The following is a 24,157-nucleotide window of genomic DNA, read 5'->3' on the forward strand; positions in this document are numbered from 1 at the left end:
AGCGCAGTCAGGCCGGGAATACCCAGCCGATCGACCAGCGGTGCCCATAGGAACTTGAAATTATAGGAGACGGCGACCAGGGCGAAGACGCCGATCTCCTTCAGGGAGATATGCGCGTCGGCGAGCCAGAGGGCCAAGGTCGAGCCGCTGAGGGCCAGGGGCAGGCCGCTCGAAAAGCCCATGCCCAGGATCGCCAGCAGACGCGGGCGGCCGTAGATCTTGATCGTTTCAAGCATCGATGGCCGCCCGCCGGTGTCTTGTCGTGACGGCGGATCAGGCCGCCTCGACGTCGGCGGCGACCTTGAAGCTGACGATCTTGTCCGGATCGGTCACGCTGCCGTTGCGGGCGGAACTGCCCTTCTTGATCGCGTCGATGAATTCCATGCCCGACACGGTCTTGCCCCAGATGGTGTACTGGTTGTCGAGATGGGCGGAATCGCCCAGCATGATGAAGAACTGGCTGTCGGCCGAGTTCGGATCCGACGAGCGCGCCATGGAGCAGACGCCGCGCAGGTGCTTCTCCTTCGAGAATTCCTGCTTCAGCTTGCTGCCCGAGCCGCCGGTGCCGTCGCCGCGCGGGCAACCGGTCTGCACCATGAAGCCGTCGATCACGCGATGGAACGGGATGCCGTCGTAGAAGCCTTCACGCACCAGGCGCTTGATCTGGGCGACATGGTTCGGCGCCAGGTCGGGGCGCATTTCGATGACGACCCGGCCGGCCGGCACGTCGAGATAGAGAGTATTTTCGAGATCGGCCGCCATCGCGGTTCCTCCGGAGTTCTGGGATATGAAAATAACGCGGGACCTTAGCGGCCCCGCGCCGGGCTCACAAGCGACGAAGCCTCAGCTCTTCTTCTTGTCGGCGTCGGCGGCGACCTGCAGCCGGACGATCTTGTCCGGGCGGGCGACGGCGCCGTTGTTGGCCTGGGTGCCGGCCTGCAGCTTGTCGACGAACTCCATGCCCGACGTTACTTGGCCAAACACGGTGTATTTGCCGTCGAGGAAGCCCGCATCGCCGGTGGTGATGAAAAATTGGCTATCGGCGGAATCAACCGAACTCGAGCGCGCCATGCCGACGATGCCGCGGGCGAAATGCTCCTTGGAGAACTCGGCCTTGATGTTCTTGCCCGAGCCGCCCGAACCGTTGCCCAGCGGATCGCCGGTCTGGGCCATGAAGTCGGGAATGACGCGATGGAAGGTCAGGCCGTCGTAGAAGCCACGGCGGACCAGATCCTTGATGCGCGCCACGTGGTTGGGCGCCAGGTCGGGGCGCAGCTGGATCACGACGCGACCGGCCGGAATGTCGAGGTAGAGCGTATTCTCCGGATCGGCTGCCTGGGCGCCGAGCGGCGCCATGACGAGAGTTACGAGAAGGAGCAGGACGCGGAACAGCTTCTGCATGATCGATCCCTGGAGGGGTGATGAAAGGCCGCGACGATAGCGGAGCCTGCGCCGGCGGGAAAGCGCGGCATCTCGTCATCGGGCACCGCTGGCTTCCGCATTCCGCGCCGTGCTAGCCTCGCATGCTATGGCAACACAGGAAGAACGCACGGCCGCCTCGCTGGCCAGATTGATGGATGCCGCCCGCACCTTGTTCCGGGCCGAAGGCTATGCTGCGACCTCGGTCGACGACATCACGCGCCACGCGGCCCTGACCAAGGGCGCCTTCTATCATCATTTCACCGACAAGAAGGCGATCTTCCACGCGGTGTTCGAGGAGGCCGAGCGCAAGCTGATGGCCGACATCCTGGCGGCGGCCAAGCCGGGCGATCCCTGGACCATGCTGCGATCCGGCTGTCTCGCCTTCCTGGACCTGACCCTCGAGCCCGGCCTGCAGCGGCTGGTGTTGCGCGAGGGGCCGTCGGTCCTCGGCTGGGACGTCTGGCGCAGTGTCTGTACGACCTATTCTCTTGGCGTGATCTCCGGCGGCATCCGCGCGGCGATCAAGGCCGGCCTGATGCCGCCGCGGGCGCCCGAGCCGCTGGCGGCGGCGATCTATGGTGCGCTAACCGAGGCGGCGCGCTATCTGGCGCAGCTCGACGACCCGGCTGCCGCCTTGCCGGGCGTCCGGGCCGAGATCGAGCTGATGCTGCAGGCCCTGCGCACGCAGCCGGGAACCGTCCCGGCCGCGTGAGCGGAGATGCTAGGGACGCTGGCCGGCGAAGCGCACGTCGCGTTCCTCGGCCAGCACCGGCGCGATGGCCGGCCGTGCCGCCAACCGGGCGGAATAGGCGCCGATGCCGGGCCAGGGCGTCAGGTCGACCTCGGCATAGCGCGCCCAGATAAGCATGTTGAACAGGTAGGCATCGGCGACGGTGAAATATTCGCCCATCAGGAACGAGCCCCGGTCGAGCGTCCGGGCGATGTGGTCCAGCCGGGGCGGCAGCAGATGCTGGGCCAGGCGCCGCGTCGCGTCGGCGCCGGTCGGATCGAAAGCCGGCCCGGTGATCAGCAGCACGCCCAGAGTCTTGTGCACTTCGCCGGCGATGAAGCTCAGCCATTCCTGCAGCCGGTAGCGTTCGAACGAGGCGGGCGGCGGCACCAGCGGCAGGCCGGGCACCCGGTCGCCGACATATTGCAGGATCGCGCCGACCTCGGTCAGTACCGCCCGGTCGTCGAGCACCAGGGTCGGCACCTGGCCTTTGGGGTTGAGCGTGCGCAGGTCGCTGCCGTCCTGGGCCTGCTTGGTCTTGAGATCGACCCACACCACGTCCGCGGCGAGGCCGGCCTCGGCCAGGGCGACCCGGACGGTGAACGAACAGGCGAAGGGGCTGGCATAGAGTTTCATGGTGCTGCCCCCGGCGGCACGGCATCGACCGACGCTGTGGCCGAGACATTGGAGGGTGCCGGATCCTTGGCGACGCTGGCGGCGGTATCTCCGGCCGCGAACAGGGCGATTACAATCCATATGACGATCATCGGAAGCTCCCAGGCTATGCCCCGGATCGACCAGACCCAAGGTACATACCTTGAGTATGTATTATCATGCCGATGGTACGCAAGCGCCTCTTCCGTTCTCCGGGCTGCCTGTTTCAGGCGGTGTGGAACCGCCGGTCGGCGCGGCCGGTCGATGCCGGCATCAAGGGCTACGACGTGTTCTATTTCGACGATGGTGATCTCGGCTCGGAGGCGGAGGATCGGGTCATCCGGCGCTTCGGTGCCGGCTACCCGCCGCTGGTCTCGACCGAGGACGGGATCGGCCGCTATCTGGTCGCCTGCACCTGCGTCGGCATCCGCGTGGCGGACCTGTTCCAGGCCAAGGCTGAAAGCTACCGCGCCCGCTGGCCCTGGTCGCGGATTGCGCCTCCGGGACCGTGACGGGAGCATCACCAGAGAAGGGAGGCAAAGAAAAAGGAGCCGCGATCACTCGCGGCCCCTTCGTTCGACCGGCGCGCGAAACGCGCTTTACGAGGCTTCGGCCGACCGGCTGGCGCGCTTGCGCTCGTTCGGGTCCAGCAGCTTCTTGCGCAGGCGGATGCTTTTCGGCGTCACCTCGACCAGCTCTTCGTCCTGGATGTAGGCGATGGCCTGCTCCAGCGTCATGACGCGCGGCGTGGTCAGGCGGATCGCCTCGTCCTTGGACGTGGTGCGGATGTTGGTCAGCTGCTTGGCCTTCAGCGCGTTCACTTCGAGATCGTTCTCGCGGTTATGCTCGCCGATGATCATGCCTTGGTAGATCGCCGCACCCGGCACGATGAACATCGGGCCACGGTCTTCCAGGTTCCACAGCGCGTAGGCCACCGCATTGCCGTCGCCGTTCGAGATCAGCACGCCGACCCGGCGGCCTTCGATCGGGCCCTTGAAAGGTGCGTAGCCATGGAACAGGCGGCTCATCAGGCCGGTACCGCGCGTGTCGGTCATGAACTCGCCCTGATAGCCGATCAGGCCACGGGCCGGCGCCAGGAACGTCACGCGGGTCTTGCCGCCGCCCGACGGGCGCATATCGGTCAGGTCGGCCTTGCGCTGGCTCATCTTCTCGACGACGACGCCCGAGAACTCCTCGTCGACGTCGATCTGCACTTCCTCGATCGGCTCCATGCGCTGGCCGTTCTCGGTCTTGTACAGCACGCGCGGCCGCGAGATCGACAGCTCGTAGCCTTCGCGGCGCATGTTCTCGATCAGCACGCCCAGCTGCAACTCGCCGCGGCCGGCCACTTCGAGCGCGTCCTTGTCCGCGGTCTCGCGCACCTGGATGGCGATGTTGCCCTCGGCCTCGCGCATCAGGCGCTCGGCGATCATGCGCGAGGTGACCTTGGTGCCCTCGCGGCCGGCGAGCGGGCTGTCGTTGACCGAGAAGGTCATGGCCAAGGTCGGCGGATCGATCGGCGTCGAATGGATCGCGTTCATCACTTCCGGCGAGCAGATCGTGTCGGCCACGGTCGTCTCGGTCAGTCCAGCGACCGCGATGATGTCGCCGGCCTCGGCGAACTCGACCGGCACGCGCTCCAGGCCGCGGAACGACAGCAGCTTCGACAGGCGACCGCTCTCGATCGTCTTGCCGTCGCGATGCATCGACTTCACCGGCATGTTGACGCGCGCCGTGCCGGACAGGATGCGGCCGGTCAGCACGCGGCCCAGGTACGGGTCGGCCTCGAGCGTGGTCGCCAACATCGCGAACGGCGCATCCTTGTCGCCCTTCGGCGGCTCGACATGGCGCACGATCAACTCGAACAGCGGCGACAGGTCTTCGCGCGGCGCGTCCAGCGACTCGGCGGCCCAGCCGTTGCGGCCGGACGCGAACAGGGTCGGGAAATCCAGCTGCTCGTCGGTCGCGTCCAGCACGGCGAACAGGTCGAACACCTCGTTGTGCACTTCCTGCACGCGGGCGTCGGGCCGGTCGACCTTGTTGACCAGAACGATCGGCTTCAGGCCTTGCTTCAGCGCCTTGCCGACGACGAACTTGGTCTGGGGCATCGGGCCCTCGGCCGCATCGACCAGCACGACGACGCCGTCGACCATGCTCAAGATCCGCTCGACCTCGCCGCCGAAGTCGGCATGGCCCGGGGTGTCGACGATGTTGAGGCGCGTGTTCTTCCAGACGACCGAGGTGCATTTGGCGAGGATGGTGATCCCGCGCTCGCGCTCGAGGTCGTTCGAGTCCATGGCCCGTTCGGCCACCTGCTGATTGGTGCGGAAGGTGCCGCTCTGTCGCAGCAGCGCGTCGACCAGCGTGGTCTTGCCGTGGTCGACGTGGGCGATGATGGCGATGTTACGGATGTCCATGGGAATCTCGGATCTCTACTCAGGCCTGAATGAGGGCCGCGAGCGGCGTCTCGGGGCGGGCGCCGTAATGGCTGATGATTTCGGCGGCGGCGATGCTGCCGATCCGCCCGCATTCGGCGAGCGGCAGGTTGCGGGTCAGGCCATAGAGGAAACCCGCGGCGTAAAGGTCGCCCGCCCCGGTCGTATCGACGACACGGGTGACGGCGGCGGCCGGCACTTCGACGATCTGGTCGCGCGTCACGACGACCGAGCCCCGGGCGCCGCGCGTCACGGCGGCAAGCTCGGTCAGGCGACGGATCTGCGAGACCGCCTGGTCGAAATCCTCGGTCTCGAACAGCGCGGTCAGTTCCGCCTCATTCGCGAACAGCACGTCGACATGCCCTTCGATGAAATCGAGAAAGGCCTGGCGATGGCGATGGACGCAGAAGGAGTCGGACAGCGACAGCGCGACCTTGCGGCCGGCGCCATGGGCGATCTCGGCCGCCTTGCGGAAGGCTTCCTGCGCCAGCGGCGGATCGTAGAGGTAGCCTTCGAGGTAGGTCACCTGGGCGCTCGCCACGAAATCGGCGTCGACGTCGTCCGGACCCAGGTTCACGCAGGCGCCAAGGAACGTGTTCATGGTGCGCTGGGCATCCGGCGTCACCAGGATCAGGCAGCGCGCGGTCGCGGGGCCGGAGGTCGCGGCCGGCGTCGGAAACGTCACGCCCGTGGCGGTGATGTCGTGGCGGAACACCTTGCCCAGCACGTCGTCGCGCACCTTGCCGATGTAGCCGGCCTTGCCGCCGAGCGACGCCAGGCCGGCGATCGTATTGCCGGCCGACCCGCCGGACGCCTCGATGCCCGGGCCCATGGCGCCGTAGATCGCCTCGGCACGCGGCTCGTCGATCAGCATCATGGCGCCCTTGTCCATCGCCTGGGCGGCGAGGAAGGCGTCATCTGACTGACTGATCACGTCGACAATGGCATTGCCGATGCCGACGACGTCGAGCGGTGCGGTCGTCATAGACGGATATTTCCTGGTATGAGGGCGTATTTTGCGGCGCAGTATATGAATTTCCGCTCCGCTGGCAACCGACCCGGGCGCAGGGGTAGTATCCGCTAACCGCGACACCCTGCTTTCCCTTGCCGGTCGAGGCCCGTTTCGCCCATGGTTTCAGCTCTTTCCCGTGCTTTCGCTCAATTGCCCCGGCCCGAAATGCGCGGGCCGCTGCTGCGCTCGGTCGCGTGGGCCTGCCTGGTCTTCGCGGCCCTGTGGTGGCTTCTCGCCGTCCTGTTGCATCATTGGCTGGCGCAGACCCATTGGGTCGAGGTGCTCGCGGCCTTCCTCGGCGCGTTCGCGGCCCCGGTCCTGACCTGGCTGCTGTTCCCGAGCGTCGTCGTGATGATCCTCGGACTATACGCCGAAGCGATCATCGAGGCGGTCGAGCGCCGTCATTACCCCAATCTTGCCACGCCGCCCCCATCCCGCCAGATGGCAAACCTGTGGAGCGGCATCCGGCTGGCCCTGCTCGGCCTGGTGCTGAACATCGTCGCGTTGCCTTTCTACCTGCTGTTTCCGGGCTTGAATCTGGTTCTATTTCTCGGCCTGAACGGCTACCTTCTCGGCCGTGAGTATTTCGATGTCGTGGCGCTCCGCAGGGTCGATTGGCGCGGCACACAGCGGCTGTGGCGGGAACACCGGCTGAGATTCATCCTCACCGGCGTGGTCGTCGCGGGGCTGTTCGCTCTGCCGGTCGTCAATCTCGTGGCGCCGATCATCGGTCTCGCGGCTGCCGTCCATCTGGTCGAACGGTTCCGGGGGCTGGATCCGGTGTGACCCGGCCGCTACCGCATCATCTCGCCGGCGTTCGCCGGGCCGAAGTCGCTTCGAGTTCGGTATTCGACAATCGTACGACAAACTTTGGGGATCGAATACATGTTCCGCCGCAAGAAGACCGAAGGCGAAGACGGAGCGTCCGACCAGGCGCTCGCGCCGGAAAATCTCGTGGCCCCGGCCGCCAAGGTCGGACCGCGGCCGGGCTTCGGCCCCGGCGCATCCCAACCCGCTCAACCCACTCTGCCGAACCGCATCCCGGCCACGCCGTTGCGTCCCGTCACACCTGAGGTAATCCGTCCTATGGCTACTGAACTGCCCCGCCGCCCGGCCGAACCGTTGCCCACCGCGCCCGGCTCCAACGCCGCTTTCGGCGCCATGCCCGCCCCGGCTCCGGCGCCCGTCCGCCAGCAGCCGGAACTGCGGCAACTGCTGGTCGGCCGCGAGATCACGCTGTCCGGCGAGATCACGACGTGCGACCGCCTGCTGGTCGAAGGCAGCGTCGAAGCGAACCTGTCGAACTGCAAGGACATCGAGATCGCCCATACCGGCCTGTTCAAGGGGACGGCGTCGGTCGACCATGCCGAAATCCACGGCCGGTTCGAAGGCTCGCTGACGGTCAAGACCCGCCTGCTGATCAAGGCGACCGGCCGGGTGTCCGGCACGATCCGCTACGGCCAGCTGGAGGTCGAATGCGGCGGCCAGGTTTCCGGCGACGTGCAGTCGACCGGCCTGGACGCGATCGAGGTCAAGCCGTCGGGCAGCGCCTCCTCGGCCTCGAGCGCCACGAACAGCGATCTGCCGCTCCACGACCTGAGCGCGACCCGGATCGTCTGATCCGTCATCCTCCCCGGCATCCGCCGATGCCGGGGAGGATGACCCCTCAAATCACGTTCCCATTAGTCAAATTTAAAGGCCTGTTCCCTACCGTCCTGGGTTGTGGCGAAAAAGATCGTTGGGGGCCACGATTCCCGTTGCATCGGGGGATCGGATTCCGGCAAGTACCGATGGGGTGATTTTAGGGGATTTCATTGTGCATGCCACGTCCGGCTCGGCCGCGGGCATAGTCGAGATGGCGCGTCGGAACCTTCGGAATCCGGTCGGCGCCATCCTGCTGGCGACGCTGCTTGCCGCCTGCTCCACCGGGGTCAATGCGCCCGGAAATGCCGCCCTGTCTCCTACCGACGTCACCTACCGCACGCCCCAGGCCGCCCGTCCGCACTTCGCGCTGGCCGAGATGGCGTCGCTGCATGACATGTCCGACCGGCAGTTGATGCAGCGCCTAGGCTCTCCCGACTTCACCCGGCGTGATCCTCCGGCCGAGATCTGGCAATATCGCAGCGCGTCCTGCGTGCTCGACGTCTTCCTGTATCCGGAAGCCGGCGGCCTCAAGGTCGCCCATGCCACGACGCGGGACCGGGCCAGGCTCGGCACCCCTGACGATGGCTGCTCGCCCTTCCCCGATCAGCGCTCCGCCTCGGCCGAATAGCTCACGCGACCAGGGTCTTGGCCTTGTAGCGGCAGACGTCCGCGACCGGACAGGTCGGGCATTCCGGTTTGCGCGCCTTGCAGGTATAGCGTCCGTGCAGGATCAGCCAATGGTGGGCATGCAGCCGCCAAGGGGCCGGCACCCGCTTCATCAAGCCATCCTCGACGGCGCGCGGCGTCTTGCCGGGCGCCAGTCCGGTACGGTTGCCGACCCGGAAAATATGGGTATCGACGGCGATGGTCGGTTCGCCGAATGCCACGTTCAGCACCACGTTCGCGGTCTTGCGGCCGACGCCCGGCAGCGCCTCCAGCGCGTCCCGGTCGCGCGGCACGGCGCCGCCATGCTGGGCCACCAGCATCTCCGACAACTTCAGCACGTTCTTGGCCTTGGTATTGAACAGGCCGATCGTCTTGATGTGGCTGCGGATCGTCTCTTCGCCGAGCGCCGCCATCCCGGCCGGGGTGTCGGCGATCTCGAACAGCGCCTTGGTCGCCTTGTTGACGCCGATGTCGGTCGCCTGGGCCGACAGCACGACCGCGACCAGCAGGGTGAACGGATTGGAATAGACGAGTTCCGTCTCGGGCGCCGGCATCCGCTCGGCCAACCGTTGGAAGAACCTGTCGATGTCGGCTTTGGGCATCAGGGCGGCGGTCATGGCGCGCAGGATATAGGGCGACCGAACGCCGCGCCAGGGTGCCGCCGTGTGGCTTTACCCGCCCGCGCCGCCGGCCCTATGCTTGGGGCCATCATGAGCGAACCGGCATCCTCGCCCGATCCGACGCCCCGATATGAGGCGGTCCTGCGGCCGCACCGCAGCCTGCCGCCGCGCGGGTTCTTCTTTTTCATGCTGGCGGTGGCCGGGGTCAGTTTCGTGACCGGCGTCGGCTTCGTCATGATGGGCGCCTGGCCGGTGACCGGCTTCTTCGGGCTCGACGTGCTGCTGCTCTACGGCGCCTTCCGCCTGTCCTACCGCAGCGGCCGGATGCGCGAGACCATCCGGCTCGCCGGCGACGACGTGACGGTCGAGCGGGTGAGCGTGCGCGGCGAGATCCGGACCTGGCGCTTCCAGGCCTTCTGGCTGCGCATCCGCATGATCGAGCTGGGCAACCGCGGCAATCGGCTGCTGCTGGCGTCCCATGGTCGCGAGCTTGCCGTCGCCGGGTTCCTGACCCCGGAGGAACGGCGCGCGCTCGCGGCCGACCTGGACGCGGCCCTCGTGCGCTATCGCAACCCGAGCACGTCCTTCATGCCGTAGAGACCCGGGGGCCGGCCCACGGCCCACAATGCCGCGCGCACCGCCCCCCGGGCATAGATGCGCCGGTCGGCCGCCTTGTGGGTCAGTTCCAGCCGTTCGCCCAGCCCGGCGAACATCACGGTGTGATCGCCGACCACGTCGCCGCCGCGCAGGGTGGCGAAGCCGATGCTGCCGCCCGCGCGCGCGCCGGTATGGCCGTCGCGGCTCTTGACCCAGACATCCTCCAGCGGCACCCCGCGACCGGCCGCGGCCGCGCGGCCGAGCGCCAGCGCCGTGCCAGACGGCGCGTCGATCTTCATGCGGTGGTGCATTTCCTGGATCTCGATGTCGTAGTCGGGCCCGAGCCGGGCGGCAACCTGCTCGACCAGGCCCAGCAGCAGGTTGACGCCCAGGCTCATGTTGGCCGACCAGACGATCGGCGCCTGCCGGGCCGCCGCCTCGATCGCCCTGGTCTGGGCGGCGTCGAGCCCGGTCGTGCCGATGACCAGGATCTTGCCGGCGGCGGCGGCCAACTCGGCATGGCGCACGGTCGCGGCCGGCACGGTGAAATCGATGATGGCGTCCGAGGCGGCGATCAGTGCCGCCGCATCCGTACCGGCGGCAACGCCGAGCGGCCCGAGGCCGGCGAGCGTGCCCAGGTCCTGACCCGCCAACGTCGCGGTCTGCTCCGTGCCGCCGGCGACGACGGCGCCTTCGGTCTGGGCGATCTCGGCGATCAGCATGCGGCCCATCCGCCCGCCACAGCCGACGATACCGATCCGGCACTGATTCATCTGAACGCTCCCAAGATGTCCGAGGCCGGCTTTGCGCGGGCAATGGCCATGTGTATGGTTGCGCCCGCCGCTAGACAAGCCCCGTCACCGACCGGAAGCCGTCCCTTTTCCATGTCCCTGTTCCGCTCCGTCGCGACCATCGGCGGCAATACCATGATCAGCCGCGTGCTCGGCCTGGTGCGCGACATGCTGACGGCACAGGCGCTGGGGGCGGGGCACCTGTCCGACGTGTTCGTGGTGGCACAGCGCCTGCCCAACATGTTCCGGACGATCTTCGCCGAGGGCGCGTTCTCGACCGCCTTCGTGCCGCTGTTCGCCCATCGGATCGCCGACGAGGGCGAGGCGGCGGCCCGGGCCTATGCCGAGCGCGCCATGGCGGTGCTGCTGACCGGGCTGCTGGCGATCACGGTCTTGGCCGAGGCGTGCATGCCGCTGCTGATCCCGGCCATCGCCTGGGGCTTTACCGAACGGCCGGAGCAGTTCGCCGCCGCCACCTCGCTCACCCGCATCACCTTTCCCTACCTGCTGTTCATCTCCCTGGTCTCGCTCCAGGGCGGGATCCTGAACTCGCTCGGCAAATTCGGCGCGGTCGCCTTCACCCCGGTGCTGCTGAATGTGTTCATGATCGCGGCCGTGTTCTGGGGCCGGCGGTTCGGCCATGTCGTCGAGGCCTTGGCCTGGAGCGTCAGCATCGCCGGGCTGGTCCAGTTCCTGTGGCTTGCCGTGTCCTGCACGCGCGCCGGCATGGCGCTCAAGTTGCCGATGCCGCGGCTGACGCCCGACATCCGGCGCCTGCTGGCCCTGATGGGGCCGGGCGTGTTCGGCGCCAGCGTCAACCAGATCAACCTGTTCGTCTCGACCAACGTCGCCTCGATGCTGCCGGCCGGCTCGGTCACGTACCTCTATTACGCCGACCGGCTGAACCAGTTGCCGCTCGCCGTGGTCGGCATCGCGGTCGGCACGGCGATCCTGCCGACCCTGTCGCGGCAATTGCGCGGCGGCGACGTCGCGGCGGCCGCGGATACGCAGAACCGCGGGCTGGAATTCGCGTTCCTGTTCACCCTGCCGGCGGCGGCAGCGCTGGCGATCATCGCCGAACCGATCCTGTCGGTGCTGCTGGTCCGAGGCGATTTCACGCTGCATGCCGCGCATGAAACCGCCCTGGCGCTGATCGTCTATGCCTTCGGCCTGCCGGCGCTGGTCGCGGTCAAGGTGCTGGTGCCGGCGTTCTATGCCCGCCAGGATACGCGCACCCCGGTGCGGATCGCCGTCGCCTCGCTGGTCGTCAACCTGGTGCTGACCCTGATCCTCAGCCGCTTCTTCGCCCATGTCGGCAATGCGCTGGCGACCATGACCGCGGCCTGGGTCAATGTCGGTCTGCTGGGCCTGGCCTTGCGGCGGCGCGGGCACCTGAGCCTCGACCGGCGGCTGCTGTCGACCGTGCCGCGCCAGATCCTGGCGGCGCTCGCGATGGCTGGCGTGCTGCTGGGCGTCGATCGTCTGCTGGGCTCGGCGCTGGGCGATGGATCGGGCACGGTGCGCGTCCTGGCGCTGGTCGGCCTGATCGCGAGCGGCCTCGCCAGCTATGCGCTGTTCGTGTTCCTGTTCGGCGCCGCCCAATGGCGCGACCTGAAACGGCTGCTGCGACGACAGCCGGCCTGAACCCCGGGATCAAGTCGCTTGACCCGCCCGGGTCATCGGGCTAACCGAAACACCTTTCCCGTCCTCGAACCGCTCGGTCTTCGTCTCATGAACCGCATTCTCTCAGGCATCCAGCCGACCGGAAATCTGCATATCGGCAATTATCTGGGCGCGCTGAAGAACTGGGTGCGGCTGCAGGCGGAGTACGAGTGCATCTTCTGCATCGTCGATCTCCACGCGATCACCGTGCCCCAGGATCCCGTGGCTCTGCGCACCAGCACGCGCGAGGTCGCGGCGACCTATATCGCCGCCGGCATCGATGCGGAAAAGGCCACGATCTTCAACCAGTCGACCGTCTCGGCCCATGCCGAACTCAGCTGGATCCTGACCTGCCTGACGCCGCTCGGCTGGCTGAACCGCATGACCCAGTTCAAAGACAAGGCCGGCAAGAACAAGGATTCGGTCGGGCTCGGGCTTTATGCCTATCCGGTGCTGATGGCCGCCGACATCCTGATCTACCAGGCGACCCACGTGCCGGTCGGCGAAGATCAGAAGCAGCATCTGGAGCTGGCACGCGATCTGGCGCAGCTGTTCAACCGGCAATTCGGGACGGATTTCTTTCCCTTGCCGGAGCCGCAGATCATGGGTGCCGCGACCCGCGTCATGAGCCTGCGCGACGGGACCAAGAAGATGTCGAAGTCGGATGCGTCGGACTACTCGCGCATCAACATGACCGACGACGCGGATACGATCGCGCTCAAGATCCGCAAGGCGAAGACCGATCCGCTGCCCCTGCCGGACAGCATCGAGGCGGCGGCGGCGCGGCCCGAGGCCGAAAATCTGCTGAGCATCTATGCGGCGCTGACCGATGCCAGCCTGGCCGAGACGGTGGCCCAATTCGCCGGCAGCGAGTTCTCGCGGTTCAAGGAAACCTTGGCGGAAGTCGCGGTCGCGAAGCTGGCGCCGATCGCGGACGAACGCGCCCGCATCCTGTCGGATATCGGCCAGCTCGACGCGCTGTTGCGCCGGGGCGCGGAACGGGCCAATGCGATCGCCCAGCCGAACCTGGCGGCGATCAAGGATCTGGTCGGGTTGCTGCGGCCGTAGCGAAACGGCCGCAGCGGTCCCAGGTCGTTACTGCGGCATATTCTTGTCGGCAGCCTTGGTGATCACGTGGCCGGTATTGCTGATGTCCTGGCCGGCGCCGGCGGTCGTGTTGCAGGCGGCGAGCGTGGAACCGAGCGAGCCCAGCAGAACCAGCGTCAAAAGGGCCTTGGCAGCGCGATCCTTGAGGGTCGAGCGCATGTCGTTTCTCCTGTGCGACGACCTCGGGATCGAGGTCTCTCGCCGTCAACCCATGCCGGGCGCTTTCGTTCCCTTTCGTCACTATATGCTGGACATATAGTTTGTTACCTAATCGATGTTGGATGTCTGAACCGGGCGTTGCCACTTCTGAAATGTCGAGCGATTTACGCTCTGCATCTTCAAGGAGATGGATGATGAACAACTCTATGCTTGCCGGGCTTTGTGCCGTTGCCGGGCTCATGACCGGCGCGGCGGCCTCCGCCGCCCAACCCTATCACCGGGAACCGTTGCCGCCGCTCTATGTCGTGCAGTCGGCAGCACAGGCGGCATGTCCGACCGATCAGGTTCTTTGGGTCAACTGGGTCGCCCGCAAGTCCCATGTCCCGGGCGATCGCTGGTACGCCGCCACGAAGACCGGCGCCTATGCCTGCGCCCAGCCTTCGGCCGCCGTGGGGATCCAGCCGGGCGGCGCCGACTGAACGATCGACAAAACCGGCCCGGGCGCGGTGCCCGAGCCGGCTTCGGTCCGGTTCACGAGCCCAGCGGCACCAGGCTCGGCACTTTCGCCAGATCCTCCCGCTGCAGGTGACGCATCAGCCGCCCTTCCGCCGCGCCGACCGCCCGGGTGATCAGGAAGGTCAGGATCAGATAGACCGCACCGGCATCGAGGAACGCCTCGTAGACCGCGAAGCTCTCGGCCACGATGCTGCGGGCGACCCCGGTGATGTCGAGGAGCGTGATCGTGCTGGCGAGCGACGAGGATTTCACCACCAGGATGATTTCGTTGCCATAGGCCGGCAGGGTCAGCCGCAGCGCCTGAGGCAGCACGATCTTGCGCAGGATCAGCCATTCGCTCATGCCCAGCGCGCGTGCCGCCTCGACCTCGCCCACCGGCACCGCCATGATGCCGCCGCGCAGGATTTCCGCCTGGTAGGCCGCTGTGTTGATCGCGAATGCGATGACGGCACAGCCGAACGGCTGGCGCAGCAGCGGCCACAGCCAGCTGTCATGGACCCAGGCAAACTGGCCCGCCCCGTAATAGATCAGGTACAGCTGCACCAGCAGCGGCGTGCCGCGGAAGCAGAAGGTATAGGCAAAGGCCGGCATCCACAGGACCCGCCGGCGGCTGGCCCGGGCGAACGCGATCGGCAGCGACAGCACGGCGCCCGCGACGAGCGAGATCCCGATGAGTTTCAGGCTTAGCCAGGCACCCGCGAGGAAGCGCGGCAGGCTGTCGAGCATCAATTGCCAATCCATCGCCGCCTCCTCAGGCCCGAGCCAGGCCGCGCCGCGCGCGCCGCTCGAGGGCCGAGATGCCGAGGACGGAAACGGTGGTGAACAGCAGATAGACCCCGGCCGCGACGGCGTAGAACGTGAAGGGCTGGTGGGTAGCTCCCGCGGCAATCGCCGACTTGCGCATCAGCTCTTCCAGGCCGACGACGGAAATCAGCGACGTATCCTTCAGCAATACCAGCCAGGTGTTGCCGAGGCCCGGCAGCGCCAGCCGCCAGACCTGGGGCAGCATGACCAGGCGCACGACATGGGCCTGACGCAGGCCCAGCGCACGGGCCGCCTCCAACTGGCCCCGGGGCACGCTCTGGATCGCGGCGCGCAGCACCTCGGTCGTATAGGCTCCGCACAGGAGCGACAGCGCGAACAGGCCGGCGCCCAGCCCATTGACCTCGACATATTCGCCGGCGACCCAGGTCAGGAGAACCGTGCCGCCGAAATAGAGCAGCAACAGGATCAGCAGTTCGGGCACGCCGCGCATGAGGGTGGTGTACGCGTCGGCAATCACGCGCAACGGCCGGGAACCGGACAGCTTGGCGGCGGCACCAAGGCCGCCAATGGCGAGGCCGATCACGAGGCTGAGTGCCGCCACGAGCAGGGTCAGTCCCGCGCCGGTCGCGATCTGGGCGCCGAAGCCCTTCAAATCCATCCAGCTGTCATCCGGTAAAGGAGCCCGGGGCGGGCAAGGGGCCCGCCCCGGTCTTCAGGCTCAGTAGATCGAGAACGGGAAATATTTCGCGTCGATCTTTTCGTAAGTGCCGTCCTTGCGGATCTCGGCCAGCGCCTTGTTGAAGGCATCCTTGAGCTTGGCGTCGCCGGGGCGGACCGCGATGCCGGCACCGGCACCGAACCATTTCGGGTCCTTCAACTCGGGTCCGATGAATTCGAACCCCTTGCCGTCGGGCTTGTTGAGGAAGCCTTCGAGCAGCACGATCGAGTCTGCCAGCACCAGATCGAGCCGTCCGGCCGTCAGGTCCAGGTCGGCGTTCTCCTGGCTGTCGTACAGCTTGATGTCGGCCACGTCGGCGTAATTGTCCTGCAGGTATTGGGCATGGATGGTCGAGCGCTGGGCGCCGATCGTCTTGCCCTTCAGCCCGTCCTTCGAGATGGTGAGATTCGCCCCCTTCTTCTGCACGAAGCGGGCGGGGGTCTGGTAATACTTGTCGGTGAAATCGACCTTCTTCTTGCGCTCTTCGGTAATCGACATGGAAGCGACGATGGCATCGTACTTCTTGGCAAGCAGGCCGGGGATGATGCCGTCCCAATCCTGCGCCACGATGGTGCATTCCAGGTGGGCGCGCTCGCACAGCACCTTGGCGATGTCGACGTCGAAGCCCTGCAGCGTGCCGTCGGGCGCCTTGAAATTGAACGGCGCATAGGCGCCTTCGGTGGCGATGCGGACCTTGTCCTGGGCCTGAGCCTGGCCTTGGAACCCGATCGTGGCCGCCACGAGGGCGGCGATGAGGAAAAGGCGCATGGGGAACCTCCTGTTCTCTTGTTCGGCCCTTGGTTGGGCTCTCGTGCGCCCGGAGCCTCGCCGCCCCGGTCCTCTCCGTCAAGGCTGGCCGACGTCGCGCCGCCGGTCAGTAGATCGAGAAGGGGAAATATTTCGCGTTGATCTTGTCGTAGCTGCCGTTCGCGCGGATCGCGGCGATCGCCTTGTTGAAGGTCTCGCGCAGCGCGTCGTCGCCCTGGCGCACGGCGATGGCGGTGCCGGCACCGAGCTTCAGCTCCGGGCCGGTCAGCTCGTAGTCGGCACCCTCGGGCTTGTTGAGGAAGGCGCCGAGGATCACGCCCGAGCTGGCCAGAACCAGGTCGAGCCGGCCGGACGTCAGGTCGAGCGTCACGTTCTCCTGGGTGTCGTAGAGCTTGACGTCGGCGACGTCGGCGTAGGTTTCCTGCAGGTAGTTGGCATGGATGGTCGCGCGCTGGGCGCCGAGCGCCTTGCCCTTCAGCCCTTCCTTCGAGATCGTGAAGTTGGCGCCCTTCTTCGCCACGAAGCGGGCCGGCATCTGGTAATATTTGTCGGTGAAGGCGACCTTCTTCTTGCGCTCCTCGGTGATTGCCATCGAGGCGACGATCGCGTCGTATTTCTTGGCGAGCAGGCCGGGAATGATGCCGTCCCAGTCCTGGGCCACGACCGTGCAGTCGAGATGCGCCTCGTCGCAGACCGCATGGGCGATGTCGACGTCGAAGCCTTGCAGCGTGCCGTCGGGCGCCTTGAAATTGAACGGCGGGTAGGCGCCCTCGGTCGCGATGCGGATTTTCTGCGGCGCGTCGGCCGCGGCGGCAGGGGCGGCGCCCGTGACGAGGGCCAGCAGGCCGGACAGGAACAGGGAAGCGGAGCGAAGATGCATGAGGACCTCGGCCGAAGGGAACGCGATGCCGAGCCTCAAGGGCCGCGCGGTCCGCGTCAAGCCCTGCCGCAAATTCATCCGACATAAGTCAAAAAGAACCGCCGTCGGGAGGGGCTGGGACTGGGGGAACCAACGGCCCGACGGCGGCAGGGCGAAACCGGATCCGGCGTGCGGATCCGGCCCGAACCAAAGGGATCGGTCAGTCGGCCAGACCCAGCGAATAGAAGCGGACCCGAGGCTGCTTGCGGCGCCGGCGGATCGGCTCCCGGTCGAGCGTCGTACCGAACAGCTTGTAGGCTTCCTGGCGGATGGCGTTCTCGCTGCGGCCCAGCTGGTGGGCGATCGCTTCGATGGGGACCCGGCCCCAGGAATGACCCAGCAGACGGCGCTCGTCGTCCTGCCACTTCGGGAAGCGTGCCATGGCCTTGGCCTCAGCGGATCGCGTAGAGCGCGAGGCCGAGCGACAGCAGGCCCAGCAGCAGCGGCATGGTGGTCGCGATGTCGCGAGGCAGCAGAGGGGCGAAAAGCGCGCGCATGATCGACAAGCTCCCAATGGGGTGGATGGTTGGGATCGATGGTTCGTACCGCCAGGAATACGCCCGTTCTGTACCGCGATGATGTCGGCCGGCGCGTCGGTTTGTATCGAACTGTTTCATCGGGGCCGGCGTTCATCGAACGCAATCAATTTCCGTGCACCCGCAGTTCGCGCTTGCGACCGGGCCGGCATTGCCTGCTACGATCGGGGCTCAGAGCGGCCGTCGACCGAGGGAGACGCGCATGTTGTCGATCAGATCCGCCCGGGCATCGGATGTTCAGTCGATCGCCCAAATCGATGTCGAGACGTGGCGGGCGACCTACCCGGGCATGTTGCCGGACGACCTGCTGACCGCGCTCGACCCGGGCCAGCGGGCGCGCCAATGGTCCCGCTTCATCACGCATCGGCCCGACGACGCGATGCTGGCCTTCGACGAGCGCGAGCGCGTGCTGGGTTTCGGCAGCTGCGGCATCCAGCGCGAGACGACGCTGCCTTATGCCGGCGAAATCTTCACGCTCTATGTCGGCCCGGATTTCCAGGGCCAGGGCGTCGGCCGGCAACTGCTGCTGGCGCTGTTCCAGCGGATGATCCGTGGCGGCCTGTCCTCGGCCATGCTGTGGGTCCTGGCGGCCAACCCGTCGCGCTTCTTCTACGAACGGGTCGGCGGTCGCCGGATCGCCGACCGGCAACTCGACATGGGCCCCTTCGGTGTCCCGGCCGTCGCCTATGGCTGGCCCGACCTGGCCGACGCCATCCACCGCCAGGCCCGGGCACGCAGCCGGATCGATTGAAGGCTGCGGCCTATTTCGCCGCCAGCTGATCGATCGCCTGTTGCACCTGGATGGCTTGGGCGGAGCCGGCGGGCAATTGGGCGAGCAAGGCGTGCCAATGGCCGGCCGCCTCGTCCTTGCGGCCGGTCGAGGCGGCGGCCAGGCCCAGCTGCCAGAGCGCGTCGGGCTGCTTCGGGTCGCGTTGCAGCACCTGGCGATAGGCGGCCTCCGCCTTCTGTCCCTCGCCCATGACGACATAGGCGCGCGCCAGTCGCTGCCAGCCCGGCAGATCGTCGGGATTGGCGTCGAGCCGGGCAGCCAAGCCCTCGACCATGCCGCGGATCGCCTGGCCCTGCTCGCCCGGCGGCAGCTTGGCGATCTGGGCGGCCATGGGACCGGCAGGCGTGCCCGACGATGGCGGAGACGACGCCGGCTGATCGTCATCCGTTCCGCCGGCCAGGCGACGCTCGGCCTCCTGGCGCAGCTCGACCACGGTCTGGCGCCAGGGCGCCGTCGACGGTGCATCGGCTTCGAGCGTCTTCCATCCCGCGATGGCCTGGGGCAGGTCGCCGTGCTGGGCGGCGCCCAGCGCCAGGTAATAGCGCGCCTTGATACGATTGTGATCGGCGGCGACGGCGCGGGCGAACAGGTCCTTCGCGGGCTGGGTCACCTCGCCACCGGCGGATCCCACCAGCAGCTCGCCATAGGCTTCGGCAACGTCCGGCCGGCCATTCGACAGGCTCATCGCCTTTTCATACGCCGCCGTGCCATCGGCCCAGGCGCCGAGGCTGGCGTCGGTCCGGCCCAGCAGCAGCCAGCCGTCGAGGCTGGTCGGATCGGCCGCGAGCCGGGCTTCCAGCGCCGTCTTGACCTTGGCCGGATCGAGCGAGCCGTCCTGGGCCAGCAGCGGCCTTTCGGTGACCCGCGCGCTCAAGGGCTGGTCCGGTAGGTCCGGTTCGCCCAGGTCGAGATAGAGCCCGACTGCCGCGACCGGCAGGGCGAGCATGACCAGGATCGCTGCAAACCGGGCCGGCCGCGGCGCCGTGGGCGCAGCGTCGCCCTTCGCCGCCGCCGACAGCAGGCGGCGCTCGATCTCGAGCCGGGCTGCCGCGGCTTCGCCCGGCGACAGGGTGCCGCGCTGCTCGTCGCGGCCGAGCTCGTCCAGCTGGTCGCGATAGACCGCGACGTCGTAGTCGGCGCGACCCGCCGCCGCGCCGCCGACGCGCAGCAGCGGGCGCAGCAGGGCCGCCAGCACGGCGGCGGTCATCAGGGCCAGCACGACCCACAGCAGGATCATTCCTCGGTGCCCGCCATCAACAGGTCGACCCGGGCGCGTTCCTCGGCCGAAAGCGGGACCGGCACCGCCGGCACGGGGCGGCGCCGCAGGATCAGCACGCCGGCGCCGACCAGCAGGACCGCGCCGGGGCCGAACCACAGCACCCAGGTTGCCGGATCGACCGGCGGCTTCAGCAGCACGTAGTCGCCGTAGCGCGCCTGGAGATAGGCCAGCACCTGGGGGTCGCTGTCGCCGGCGGTCAGGCGTTCGCGCACCAGCACGCGCAGGTCATGGGCGAGGTCGGCGTTGGAATCGTCGATCGACTGGTTCTGGCAGACCAGGCAGCGCAGCGACTTGCCGAGCGTGCGGGCGCGCGCCTCCAGCACCGGATCGGCCAGGCGTTCGTCGGGATTGACCGCAAAGGCCGGCGCGGCGAAGGCCAGAAGCAGTCCCAGGGTTGCGGCAAGGCGGGCGGTCATGGCTGAGCCAGCGCTTCCAGCCGCGGCAGGATCTCGGTCTTCAGCACTGCGTCGGTCAGCGCGCCGGCATAGCGGTAACGGATGCGCCCGTCGCGATCGAGGATATAGGTCTCCGGCACGCCATAGACGCCGAAGTCGATCGCGGTGCGGCCGTCGAAGTCGAGCCCGATCCTCTGGTACGGATCGCCCAGATCGGTGAGGAAGCGCCGGGCGTCCTGGGGCTTGTCCTTGTAGGCGATGCCATAGACCGGCACCCCCGCGGCGGCGAGCCCGGTCAAGGTCGCGTGTTCGGCACGGCACGGCGCGCACCACGAAGCGAAGAAATTCACCAGCACCGGTTTGCCGCCCAGATCGGCGCGTGCCAGGCCCGGCCGGTCCTCCAGGATCGGCGACAGGCTGAACGCCGGCGCCGGCTTGTCGATCATCGCCGATTTGAGCGCCGAGGGGTCATGGCCGAGGCCGAACGCGAAGACCGCGACCAGACCGATGAAGGCCGCGACCGGCAGCAGGAACAGCAGGCGTCGGCCGAGGCCGCTGCGGGGCTCAGGCGGCAAGTCCGGCCTCCGCCCGTTTGGCCTTGCGGACCGGCGCGCCGATGCGCAGCCGGCGGTCGCTCAGCGACAGCACGCCGCCCAGCACCATGATGATCGCGCCGAACCAGACCCAGGGCACCAGCGGATTGTAATAGAGCCGGAAGATCCAGCCGCCGTCGGGCTGCGGTTCGCCCAGCACGACGTATTTGTCGCTGAACCCGTCGGTGTGGATCGCGACGTCGGCCGTGGTCATGCGCTGCAGCGGGTAGGTCAGTCGTGAGGGATGCATGGTCGCGAAGGTCCGTCCGTCCCGGCTGACCGTCACGGTCGCCTGCTCGGCCGAATAGTTCGGGCCAGGCAGCGGCTCGACCTTGTCGAAGCGATAGCTGTCGCCGGCCAGGGTGACGCTGTCGCCCGGCTTCAGGGTCTGGATCGCCTCCTGCTGCCAGCCGCTGGCGACGGTGATGCCGGCGATGGTCACGGCCATGCCGGCGTGTGCGATGCTCATGCCCCAGGCGGCGCGGGTGGTATGCGCCAGCCGATTGCGCACGACCTGCCAGGGCGCCTGGAACAGCCGGATCCGCTCGGCAAGCTCGCGCAAAGTGCCGAACAGCAGCCACGCGGCGAGGCCGATCCCCAGCGGTGCCAGCGCCTTGTGGCCCTTGGTCACGATGATCATGACCAGGGCCACCGCCAGAGCGCCGCCGAAGGCGAGCCGTAGCCGCATCAGCACGCCCGTGAGGTCGGCGCGCTTCCAGGTCATCATCGGGCCGGCCGCCATGACCAGCACCAGCGGCACCATCAGCGGCACGAAAGTGGCATTGTAGTAGGGCGACCCGACCGAGACCTTGTCGCCGCCGATCACGTCGAGGAACAACGGGTAGAGCGTGCCCAGGAACACGGTGAGCGCCGCCGTCGCCAGCAGCAGATTGTTCAGCACCAGCGCCGATTCCCGACTGATCGGGGCAAAGGTCCCGGTCGAGCGCAAGGCCGGCGCGCGCAGGGCGAACAACAGGAGCGAGCCGCCGATCGCCATGACCAGCAGCACCAGGATGAAGGCGCCGCGCGCCGGGTCGACCGCGAAGGCATGGACCGACGACAGCACGCCCGATCGGACCAGGAAGGTGCCGAGCAGGGACAGCGAGAAGGTGACGAGCGCCAGGAAGATGGTCCAGCCCTTGAGCGTGTCGCGCTTCTCGACCACGATCGAGGAATGCAGCAGCGCCGTGCCGGACAGCCAGGGCATGAACGACGCATTCTCGACCGGGTCCCAGGCCCACCAGCCGCCCCAGCCCAGCTCGTAGTAGGCCCACCAGCTGCCGAGGCAGATGCCGAGGGTGAGCGCGCACCAGGCGACCAGGGTCCAGGGACGGACCCAGCGCGCCCAGGCCGGATCGACCCGGCCCTCGATCAGGGCTGCGACGGCGAAGGAGAACGCCATCGAGAATCCGACGTAGCCCAGGTAGAGGAACGGCGGATGGAAGGCCAGGCCCGGGTCCTGCAGGATCGGGTTCAGCCCCTCGCCGTCCGGCGGCACCGGCAGCATGCGCAGGAAAGGGTTCGAGGTGAACAGGATGAAGGCGAGGAAGCCCACGCCGATCATGCCGTGGATCGACAGTACGCGCGCCTTCAGGGCCGGCGGCAGGTTGCGGCCGAAGGCGCCGACGGCGGCGCCGTAGAGCGTCAGGATCAGGGCCCACAACAGCATGGAGCCCTCGTGATTGCCCCAGACGCCGGTGATCTTGTACAGCAGCGGCTTCAGCGAATGGCTGTTCTCGACCACGTTCTTCAGCGAGAAGTCCGAGGTTACGTAGCCGTGAGTGAGCGCGCCGAACGCGATCGCGACCGCACCGAACTGCAGCAGCGATGCCATCGGAGCCACATCCATCAGCGGCCGGCTGTTCCGGGTGGCGCCGATCATCGGCAGGATCGACTGCACGATGGCGATCAGCAACGCCAGGATCAGGGCGAAATGGCCGGCTTCGGCGATCATGGCTTGATACTCGCGGATTCCGCCGGCTTGTCGGCGGCGCCGGGGGCGGCCGCCTGCCCGTCGGGACGCCATTCGCCGGATTTCTTCAGCGCGGCGGCGACTTCGGGCGGCATGTATTTCTCGTCGTGCTTGGCCAGCAAGGTGGCCGCAGCGAAGCTGCCGTCGGCGCCAAGCTTGCCTTCGGCGACGACGCCCTGGCCCTCGCGGAACAGGGCGGGCGCCACGCCGACATAGCTCACGGCCATGTCGGTCTTGCCGTCGGTCACCTTGAAATTGAAGCGTTTGCCGCCGTCCGACGTGGTCAGGCTGCCGGTCTCGACCAGGCCGCCGATGCGCAGGCGCTTCGCCGTGCCCGGATGCTTCTGGGCGATGTCGGTCGGGCTGTAGAAGAACACCAGATTGTCGTCGAACGCGTTCAGCACCAGCGCGGTCGCGATGCCGAGGCAGCCCATGCCGGCGAGGACGAAGATCAGGCGACGGCGCTTACGGGTCATGAATCCTCTCCGCGGCGCGCACCGGGGATCCGGGCCAGTCGCCGCTGCGCCATCCGATACCGGCGCACCGATCCGATCGCCAGCAGGCCGAGTGCCGCAGCCGCGACACCATAGGCCGGCCAGACGAAGACGGCATAGCCGCCCATGGCGAGCCAGGTCGAAAGGCCCATCAGCCGAACATCCTCCCGTCGGTGGCCTCGAGTGCCCGGATCTTACGCTCGATCAGGGCCGCGCGCATGCGGACGATGAGCAGGGTTGCAAACAGCAGGGTGAAGGCCAGGCCCATGACCAGCAGCGGCGCCAGGATCGAGGGGTCGATGGTCGGGCCGCCCAGGCGCAGCACGCTCGCCGGCTGGTGCAGCGTGTTCCACCAATCGACCGAGAACTTGATGATCGGCACGTTCACGAACCCGACCAGGGCCAGGATCGCCGCCGCGCGCCGGCCGCGCGTCGGATCGTCGAACGCGTTCAGCAGCGCCATGTAGCCGAGATAGAGGAAGAACAGCACCAGGACCGAGGTCATGCGCGCGTCCCAGGCCCACCAGGTGCCCCACATCGGCTGGCCCCAGAGCGCGCCCGAGACCAGGCAGAGCCCGGTGAAGACGGCGCCCAGCGGTGCCGTCTCCTCGGCCGCGATCTCGGCCAGCGGGTGGCGCCAGACGAGTGCCGCGGCACTGGCGGCGGCCAGGCTGGTATAGGCGCACATCGCCATCCAGGCGGCCGGCACATGGACGAACATGATGCGCACGCTCTCGCCCTGCTGATAGTCGGGGGGGGCCACGACGAGCGCCAGCACCAGCCCGATCGCCAATAGGGCGACGGTCACCACGGCGAGCCAGGGCAATACGACCTGGCTCAGGCGCATGAAGCGGGCGGGATTGGCGAAACGATGCATCAGGAACCTTCTACCGCACTATATCGGCGTCCGACC

General features: G+C 67.6%; 31 protein-coding genes and 1 pseudogene. 10 read left to right on the top strand and 22 right to left on the bottom strand.

Annotation, left to right across the window (positions count from 1 at the left end; translation table 11 throughout):
• From VGV37_RS27170 to VGV37_RS27180, 3 genes and pseudogenes are all read right to left on the bottom strand, one after another.
• Nucleotides 1-236, bottom strand: a pseudogene (locus VGV37_RS27170) (MFS transporter); the annotation flags it as partial.
• A gap of 37 nt (nt 237-273) precedes the next feature.
• Nucleotides 274-762 (bottom strand): peptidylprolyl isomerase, encoded by a 489-nt coding sequence (locus VGV37_RS27175; RefSeq protein WP_326882946.1) that lies wholly within the window; start codon nt 760-762, stop codon nt 274-276.
• A gap of 81 nt (nt 763-843) precedes the next feature.
• Nucleotides 844-1,401, bottom strand: a complete 558-nt coding sequence (locus VGV37_RS27180; RefSeq protein WP_326882947.1) for a peptidylprolyl isomerase — start codon at nt 1,399-1,401, stop codon at nt 844-846.
• A gap of 172 nt (nt 1,402-1,573) precedes the next feature.
• On the opposite strand from VGV37_RS27180, the gene VGV37_RS27185 reads away from it, so the two are divergent.
• Complete coding sequence (locus VGV37_RS27185) at nt 1,574-2,134, top strand: TetR/AcrR family transcriptional regulator (protein WP_326882948.1); 561 nt, start codon at nt 1,574-1,576, stop codon at nt 2,132-2,134.
• A gap of 9 nt (nt 2,135-2,143) precedes the next feature.
• On the opposite strand, the gene VGV37_RS27190 is transcribed toward VGV37_RS27185, so the two are convergent.
• Together VGV37_RS27190 and VGV37_RS27195 are read right to left on the bottom strand one after the other, a co-directional pair.
• Nucleotides 2,144-2,788, bottom strand: a complete 645-nt coding sequence (locus tag VGV37_RS27190; RefSeq protein ID WP_326882949.1) for a glutathione S-transferase N-terminal domain-containing protein — start codon at nt 2,786-2,788, stop codon at nt 2,144-2,146.
• Nucleotides 2,785-2,919: a hypothetical protein gene (locus VGV37_RS27195; RefSeq protein WP_326882950.1), complete on the bottom strand. Its 135-nt coding sequence runs from the start codon at nt 2,917-2,919 to the stop codon at nt 2,785-2,787. Before VGV37_RS27195 ends, VGV37_RS27190 begins: the two co-directional genes overlap by 4 nt.
• Nucleotides 2,920-2,985: 66 nt before the next feature.
• On the opposite strand from VGV37_RS27195, the gene VGV37_RS27200 reads away from it, so the two are divergent.
• The gene (locus VGV37_RS27200) at nt 2,986-3,318 is read left to right on the top strand and encodes a nucleotidyltransferase family protein (protein WP_326882951.1); all 333 of its coding nucleotides are present in this window, start codon (nt 2,986-2,988) and stop codon (nt 3,316-3,318) included.
• Nucleotides 3,319-3,405: 87 nt separating this feature from the next.
• On the opposite strand, the gene typA is transcribed toward VGV37_RS27200, so the two are convergent.
• Complete coding sequence (gene typA, locus VGV37_RS27205; protein ID WP_326882952.1) at nt 3,406-5,223, bottom strand: translational GTPase TypA; 1,818 nt, start codon at nt 5,221-5,223, stop codon at nt 3,406-3,408.
• Nucleotides 5,224-5,242: 19 nt separating this feature from the next.
• Nucleotides 5,243-6,226, bottom strand: coding sequence for an adenosine kinase (locus VGV37_RS27210; protein WP_326882953.1), 984 nt, complete (start codon nt 6,224-6,226; stop codon nt 5,243-5,245).
• Nucleotides 6,227-6,370: 144 nt separating this feature from the next.
• Between VGV37_RS27210 and VGV37_RS27215 the strand changes: the two genes are divergently transcribed.
• From VGV37_RS27215 to VGV37_RS27225, 3 genes are all read left to right on the top strand, one after another.
• Nucleotides 6,371-7,039: an EI24 domain-containing protein gene (locus VGV37_RS27215; RefSeq protein WP_326882954.1), complete on the top strand. Its 669-nt coding sequence runs from the start codon at nt 6,371-6,373 to the stop codon at nt 7,037-7,039.
• A gap of 99 nt (nt 7,040-7,138) precedes the next feature.
• The gene (locus tag VGV37_RS27220) at nt 7,139-7,873 is read left to right on the top strand and encodes a polymer-forming cytoskeletal protein (RefSeq protein ID WP_326882955.1); all 735 of its coding nucleotides are present in this window, start codon (nt 7,139-7,141) and stop codon (nt 7,871-7,873) included.
• Nucleotides 7,874-8,108: 235 nt separating this feature from the next.
• Nucleotides 8,109-8,525: a hypothetical protein gene (locus tag VGV37_RS27225; protein ID WP_326882956.1), complete on the top strand. Its 417-nt coding sequence runs from the start codon at nt 8,109-8,111 to the stop codon at nt 8,523-8,525.
• A 1-nt stretch (nt 8,526) separates the two neighbouring features.
• Here the strand turns inward: VGV37_RS27225 and nth are convergent, their stop codons facing one another.
• A complete protein-coding gene (gene nth, locus VGV37_RS27230) occupies nt 8,527-9,165 on the bottom strand; it encodes an endonuclease III (RefSeq protein WP_326882957.1) in 639 nt (212 codons plus the stop codon).
• A gap of 108 nt (nt 9,166-9,273) precedes the next feature.
• On the opposite strand from nth, the gene VGV37_RS27235 reads away from it, so the two are divergent.
• On the top strand, nt 9,274-9,780 hold the full coding sequence (locus VGV37_RS27235; RefSeq protein ID WP_326882958.1) for a DUF2244 domain-containing protein: 507 nt from the start codon (nt 9,274-9,276) through the stop codon (nt 9,778-9,780).
• Here the strand turns inward: VGV37_RS27235 and dapB are convergent.
• Nucleotides 9,747-10,553 (bottom strand): 4-hydroxy-tetrahydrodipicolinate reductase, encoded by an 807-nt coding sequence (dapB, locus tag VGV37_RS27240; protein WP_326882959.1) that lies wholly within the window; start codon nt 10,551-10,553, stop codon nt 9,747-9,749. The two genes, VGV37_RS27235 and dapB, sit on opposite strands and share 34 nt — an antisense overlap.
• A gap of 111 nt (nt 10,554-10,664) precedes the next feature.
• Between dapB and murJ the strand changes: the two genes are divergently transcribed.
• Both murJ and trpS read left to right on the top strand, forming a co-directional pair.
• A complete protein-coding gene (gene murJ / locus VGV37_RS27245) occupies nt 10,665-12,215 on the top strand; it encodes a murein biosynthesis integral membrane protein MurJ (protein ID WP_326882960.1) in 1,551 nt (516 codons plus the stop codon).
• A gap of 87 nt (nt 12,216-12,302) precedes the next feature.
• Nucleotides 12,303-13,301 (top strand): tryptophan--tRNA ligase, encoded by a 999-nt coding sequence (trpS, locus tag VGV37_RS27250; protein ID WP_326882961.1) that lies wholly within the window; start codon nt 12,303-12,305, stop codon nt 13,299-13,301.
• 27 nt (nt 13,302-13,328) lie between these two features.
• On the opposite strand, the gene VGV37_RS27255 is transcribed toward trpS, so the two are convergent.
• Complete coding sequence (locus VGV37_RS27255; protein WP_326882962.1) at nt 13,329-13,499, bottom strand: entericidin A/B family lipoprotein; 171 nt, start codon at nt 13,497-13,499, stop codon at nt 13,329-13,331.
• Nucleotides 13,500-13,693: 194 nt separating this feature from the next.
• On the opposite strand from VGV37_RS27255, the gene VGV37_RS27260 reads away from it, so the two are divergent.
• Entirely contained in the window at nt 13,694-13,978 is a 285-nt protein-coding gene (locus tag VGV37_RS27260) for a hypothetical protein (RefSeq protein WP_326882963.1), read from the top strand.
• Between the two features lie 52 nt (nt 13,979-14,030).
• On the opposite strand, the gene VGV37_RS27265 is transcribed toward VGV37_RS27260, so the two are convergent.
• From VGV37_RS27265 to VGV37_RS27285, 5 genes are all read right to left on the bottom strand, one after another.
• Nucleotides 14,031-14,756 (bottom strand): ABC transporter permease, encoded by a 726-nt coding sequence (locus VGV37_RS27265; RefSeq protein WP_326882964.1) that lies wholly within the window; start codon nt 14,754-14,756, stop codon nt 14,031-14,033.
• Nucleotides 14,757-14,766: 10 nt separating this feature from the next.
• Entirely contained in the window at nt 14,767-15,438 is a 672-nt protein-coding gene (locus VGV37_RS27270; RefSeq protein ID WP_326882965.1) for an ABC transporter permease subunit, read from the bottom strand.
• A gap of 60 nt (nt 15,439-15,498) precedes the next feature.
• Nucleotides 15,499-16,266, bottom strand: coding sequence for an ABC transporter substrate-binding protein (locus tag VGV37_RS27275; RefSeq protein ID WP_326882966.1), 768 nt, complete (start codon nt 16,264-16,266; stop codon nt 15,499-15,501).
• Nucleotides 16,267-16,372: 106 nt separating this feature from the next.
• Nucleotides 16,373-17,146 (bottom strand): ABC transporter substrate-binding protein, encoded by a 774-nt coding sequence (locus VGV37_RS27280; RefSeq protein ID WP_326882967.1) that lies wholly within the window; start codon nt 17,144-17,146, stop codon nt 16,373-16,375.
• A gap of 199 nt (nt 17,147-17,345) precedes the next feature.
• Complete coding sequence (locus VGV37_RS27285) at nt 17,346-17,567, bottom strand: hypothetical protein (protein WP_326882968.1); 222 nt, start codon at nt 17,565-17,567, stop codon at nt 17,346-17,348.
• Between the two features lie 356 nt (nt 17,568-17,923).
• Here VGV37_RS27285 and VGV37_RS27290 point away from each other — a divergent pair, with 356 nt between their 5' ends.
• Complete coding sequence (locus VGV37_RS27290; RefSeq protein WP_326882969.1) at nt 17,924-18,472, top strand: GNAT family N-acetyltransferase; 549 nt, start codon at nt 17,924-17,926, stop codon at nt 18,470-18,472.
• A 10-nt stretch (nt 18,473-18,482) separates the two neighbouring features.
• Here VGV37_RS27290 and ccmI read toward each other — a convergent pair whose 3' ends face one another.
• The 7 genes from ccmI to VGV37_RS27325 are packed head-to-tail and all read right to left on the bottom strand — an operon-like array spanning nt 18,483 to nt 24,121.
• Entirely contained in the window at nt 18,483-19,748 is a 1,266-nt protein-coding gene (gene ccmI / locus VGV37_RS27295; RefSeq protein WP_326882970.1) for a c-type cytochrome biogenesis protein CcmI, read from the bottom strand.
• Nucleotides 19,745-20,206: a cytochrome c-type biogenesis protein gene (locus VGV37_RS27300; RefSeq protein ID WP_326882971.1), complete on the bottom strand. Its 462-nt coding sequence runs from the start codon at nt 20,204-20,206 to the stop codon at nt 19,745-19,747. Before VGV37_RS27300 ends, ccmI begins: the two co-directional genes overlap by 4 nt.
• Nucleotides 20,203-20,760, bottom strand: coding sequence for a DsbE family thiol:disulfide interchange protein (locus VGV37_RS27305; protein ID WP_326882972.1), 558 nt, complete (start codon nt 20,758-20,760; stop codon nt 20,203-20,205). The genes VGV37_RS27300 and VGV37_RS27305 overlap by 4 nt, the downstream gene beginning before the upstream one ends.
• Complete coding sequence (locus VGV37_RS27310) at nt 20,750-22,732, bottom strand: heme lyase CcmF/NrfE family subunit (protein ID WP_326882973.1); 1,983 nt, start codon at nt 22,730-22,732, stop codon at nt 20,750-20,752. The genes VGV37_RS27305 and VGV37_RS27310 overlap by 11 nt, the downstream gene beginning before the upstream one ends.
• Entirely contained in the window at nt 22,729-23,226 is a 498-nt protein-coding gene (ccmE, locus tag VGV37_RS27315; RefSeq protein ID WP_326882974.1) for a cytochrome c maturation protein CcmE, read from the bottom strand. Before ccmE ends, VGV37_RS27310 begins: the two co-directional genes overlap by 4 nt.
• Nucleotides 23,223-23,396: a heme exporter protein CcmD gene (gene ccmD / locus VGV37_RS27320; RefSeq protein ID WP_326882975.1), complete on the bottom strand. Its 174-nt coding sequence runs from the start codon at nt 23,394-23,396 to the stop codon at nt 23,223-23,225. The genes ccmE and ccmD overlap by 4 nt, the downstream gene beginning before the upstream one ends.
• A complete protein-coding gene (locus tag VGV37_RS27325) occupies nt 23,396-24,121 on the bottom strand; it encodes a heme ABC transporter permease (RefSeq protein WP_326882976.1) in 726 nt (241 codons plus the stop codon). The genes ccmD and VGV37_RS27325 overlap by 1 nt, the downstream gene beginning before the upstream one ends.
• Nucleotides 24,122-24,157 lie beyond the last annotated feature (36 nt).

The sequence above is a fragment of the Aliidongia sp. genome (assembly GCF_035943795.1).
Lineage (GTDB): Bacteria > Pseudomonadota > Alphaproteobacteria > ATCC43930 > CGMCC-115725 > Aliidongia.

Bases quoted from the DNA above. Each gene is read 5' to 3' on its own strand.
- VGV37_RS27175 (WP_326882946.1), bottom strand. From the start codon at position 762: ATGGCGGCCGATCTCGAAAATACTCTCTATCTCGACGTGCCGGCCGGC.
- VGV37_RS27180 (WP_326882947.1), bottom strand. From the start codon at position 1,401: ATGCAGAAGCTGTTCCGCGTCCTGCTCCTTCTCGTAACTCTCGTCATG.
- VGV37_RS27185 (WP_326882948.1), top strand. From the start codon at position 1,574: ATGGATGCCGCCCGCACCTTGTTCCGGGCCGAAGGCTATGCTGCGACC.
- VGV37_RS27190 (WP_326882949.1), bottom strand. From the start codon at position 2,788: ATGAAACTCTATGCCAGCCCCTTCGCCTGTTCGTTCACCGTCCGGGTC.
- VGV37_RS27195 (WP_326882950.1), bottom strand. From the start codon at position 2,919: ATGATCGTCATATGGATTGTAATCGCCCTGTTCGCGGCCGGAGATACC.
- VGV37_RS27200 (WP_326882951.1), top strand. From the start codon at position 2,986: ATGCCGATGGTACGCAAGCGCCTCTTCCGTTCTCCGGGCTGCCTGTTT.
- typA (WP_326882952.1), bottom strand. From the start codon at position 5,223: ATGGACATCCGTAACATCGCCATCATCGCCCACGTCGACCACGGCAAG.
- VGV37_RS27210 (WP_326882953.1), bottom strand. From the start codon at position 6,226: ATGACGACCGCACCGCTCGACGTCGTCGGCATCGGCAATGCCATTGTC.
- VGV37_RS27215 (WP_326882954.1), top strand. From the start codon at position 6,371: ATGGTTTCAGCTCTTTCCCGTGCTTTCGCTCAATTGCCCCGGCCCGAA.
- VGV37_RS27220 (WP_326882955.1), top strand. From the start codon at position 7,139: ATGTTCCGCCGCAAGAAGACCGAAGGCGAAGACGGAGCGTCCGACCAG.
- VGV37_RS27225 (WP_326882956.1), top strand. From the start codon at position 8,109: ATGGCGCGTCGGAACCTTCGGAATCCGGTCGGCGCCATCCTGCTGGCG.
- nth (WP_326882957.1), bottom strand. From the start codon at position 9,165: ATGCCCAAAGCCGACATCGACAGGTTCTTCCAACGGTTGGCCGAGCGG.
- VGV37_RS27235 (WP_326882958.1), top strand. From the start codon at position 9,274: ATGAGCGAACCGGCATCCTCGCCCGATCCGACGCCCCGATATGAGGCG.
- dapB (WP_326882959.1), bottom strand. From the start codon at position 10,553: ATGAATCAGTGCCGGATCGGTATCGTCGGCTGTGGCGGGCGGATGGGC.
- murJ (WP_326882960.1), top strand. From the start codon at position 10,665: ATGTCCCTGTTCCGCTCCGTCGCGACCATCGGCGGCAATACCATGATC.
- trpS (WP_326882961.1), top strand. From the start codon at position 12,303: ATGAACCGCATTCTCTCAGGCATCCAGCCGACCGGAAATCTGCATATC.
- VGV37_RS27255 (WP_326882962.1), bottom strand. From the start codon at position 13,499: ATGCGCTCGACCCTCAAGGATCGCGCTGCCAAGGCCCTTTTGACGCTG.
- VGV37_RS27260 (WP_326882963.1), top strand. From the start codon at position 13,694: ATGAACAACTCTATGCTTGCCGGGCTTTGTGCCGTTGCCGGGCTCATG.
- VGV37_RS27265 (WP_326882964.1), bottom strand. From the start codon at position 14,756: ATGGATTGGCAATTGATGCTCGACAGCCTGCCGCGCTTCCTCGCGGGT.
- VGV37_RS27270 (WP_326882965.1), bottom strand. From the start codon at position 15,438: ATGGATTTGAAGGGCTTCGGCGCCCAGATCGCGACCGGCGCGGGACTG.
- VGV37_RS27275 (WP_326882966.1), bottom strand. From the start codon at position 16,266: ATGCGCCTTTTCCTCATCGCCGCCCTCGTGGCGGCCACGATCGGGTTC.
- VGV37_RS27280 (WP_326882967.1), bottom strand. From the start codon at position 17,146: ATGCATCTTCGCTCCGCTTCCCTGTTCCTGTCCGGCCTGCTGGCCCTC.
- VGV37_RS27285 (WP_326882968.1), bottom strand. From the start codon at position 17,567: ATGGCACGCTTCCCGAAGTGGCAGGACGACGAGCGCCGTCTGCTGGGT.
- VGV37_RS27290 (WP_326882969.1), top strand. From the start codon at position 17,924: ATGTTGTCGATCAGATCCGCCCGGGCATCGGATGTTCAGTCGATCGCC.
- ccmI (WP_326882970.1), bottom strand. From the start codon at position 19,748: ATGATCCTGCTGTGGGTCGTGCTGGCCCTGATGACCGCCGCCGTGCTG.
- VGV37_RS27300 (WP_326882971.1), bottom strand. From the start codon at position 20,206: ATGACCGCCCGCCTTGCCGCAACCCTGGGACTGCTTCTGGCCTTCGCC.
- VGV37_RS27310 (WP_326882973.1), bottom strand. From the start codon at position 22,732: ATGATCGCCGAAGCCGGCCATTTCGCCCTGATCCTGGCGTTGCTGATC.
- ccmE (WP_326882974.1), bottom strand. From the start codon at position 23,226: ATGACCCGTAAGCGCCGTCGCCTGATCTTCGTCCTCGCCGGCATGGGC.
- ccmD (WP_326882975.1), bottom strand. From the start codon at position 23,396: ATGGGCCTTTCGACCTGGCTCGCCATGGGCGGCTATGCCGTCTTCGTC.
- VGV37_RS27325 (WP_326882976.1), bottom strand. From the start codon at position 24,121: ATGCATCGTTTCGCCAATCCCGCCCGCTTCATGCGCCTGAGCCAGGTC.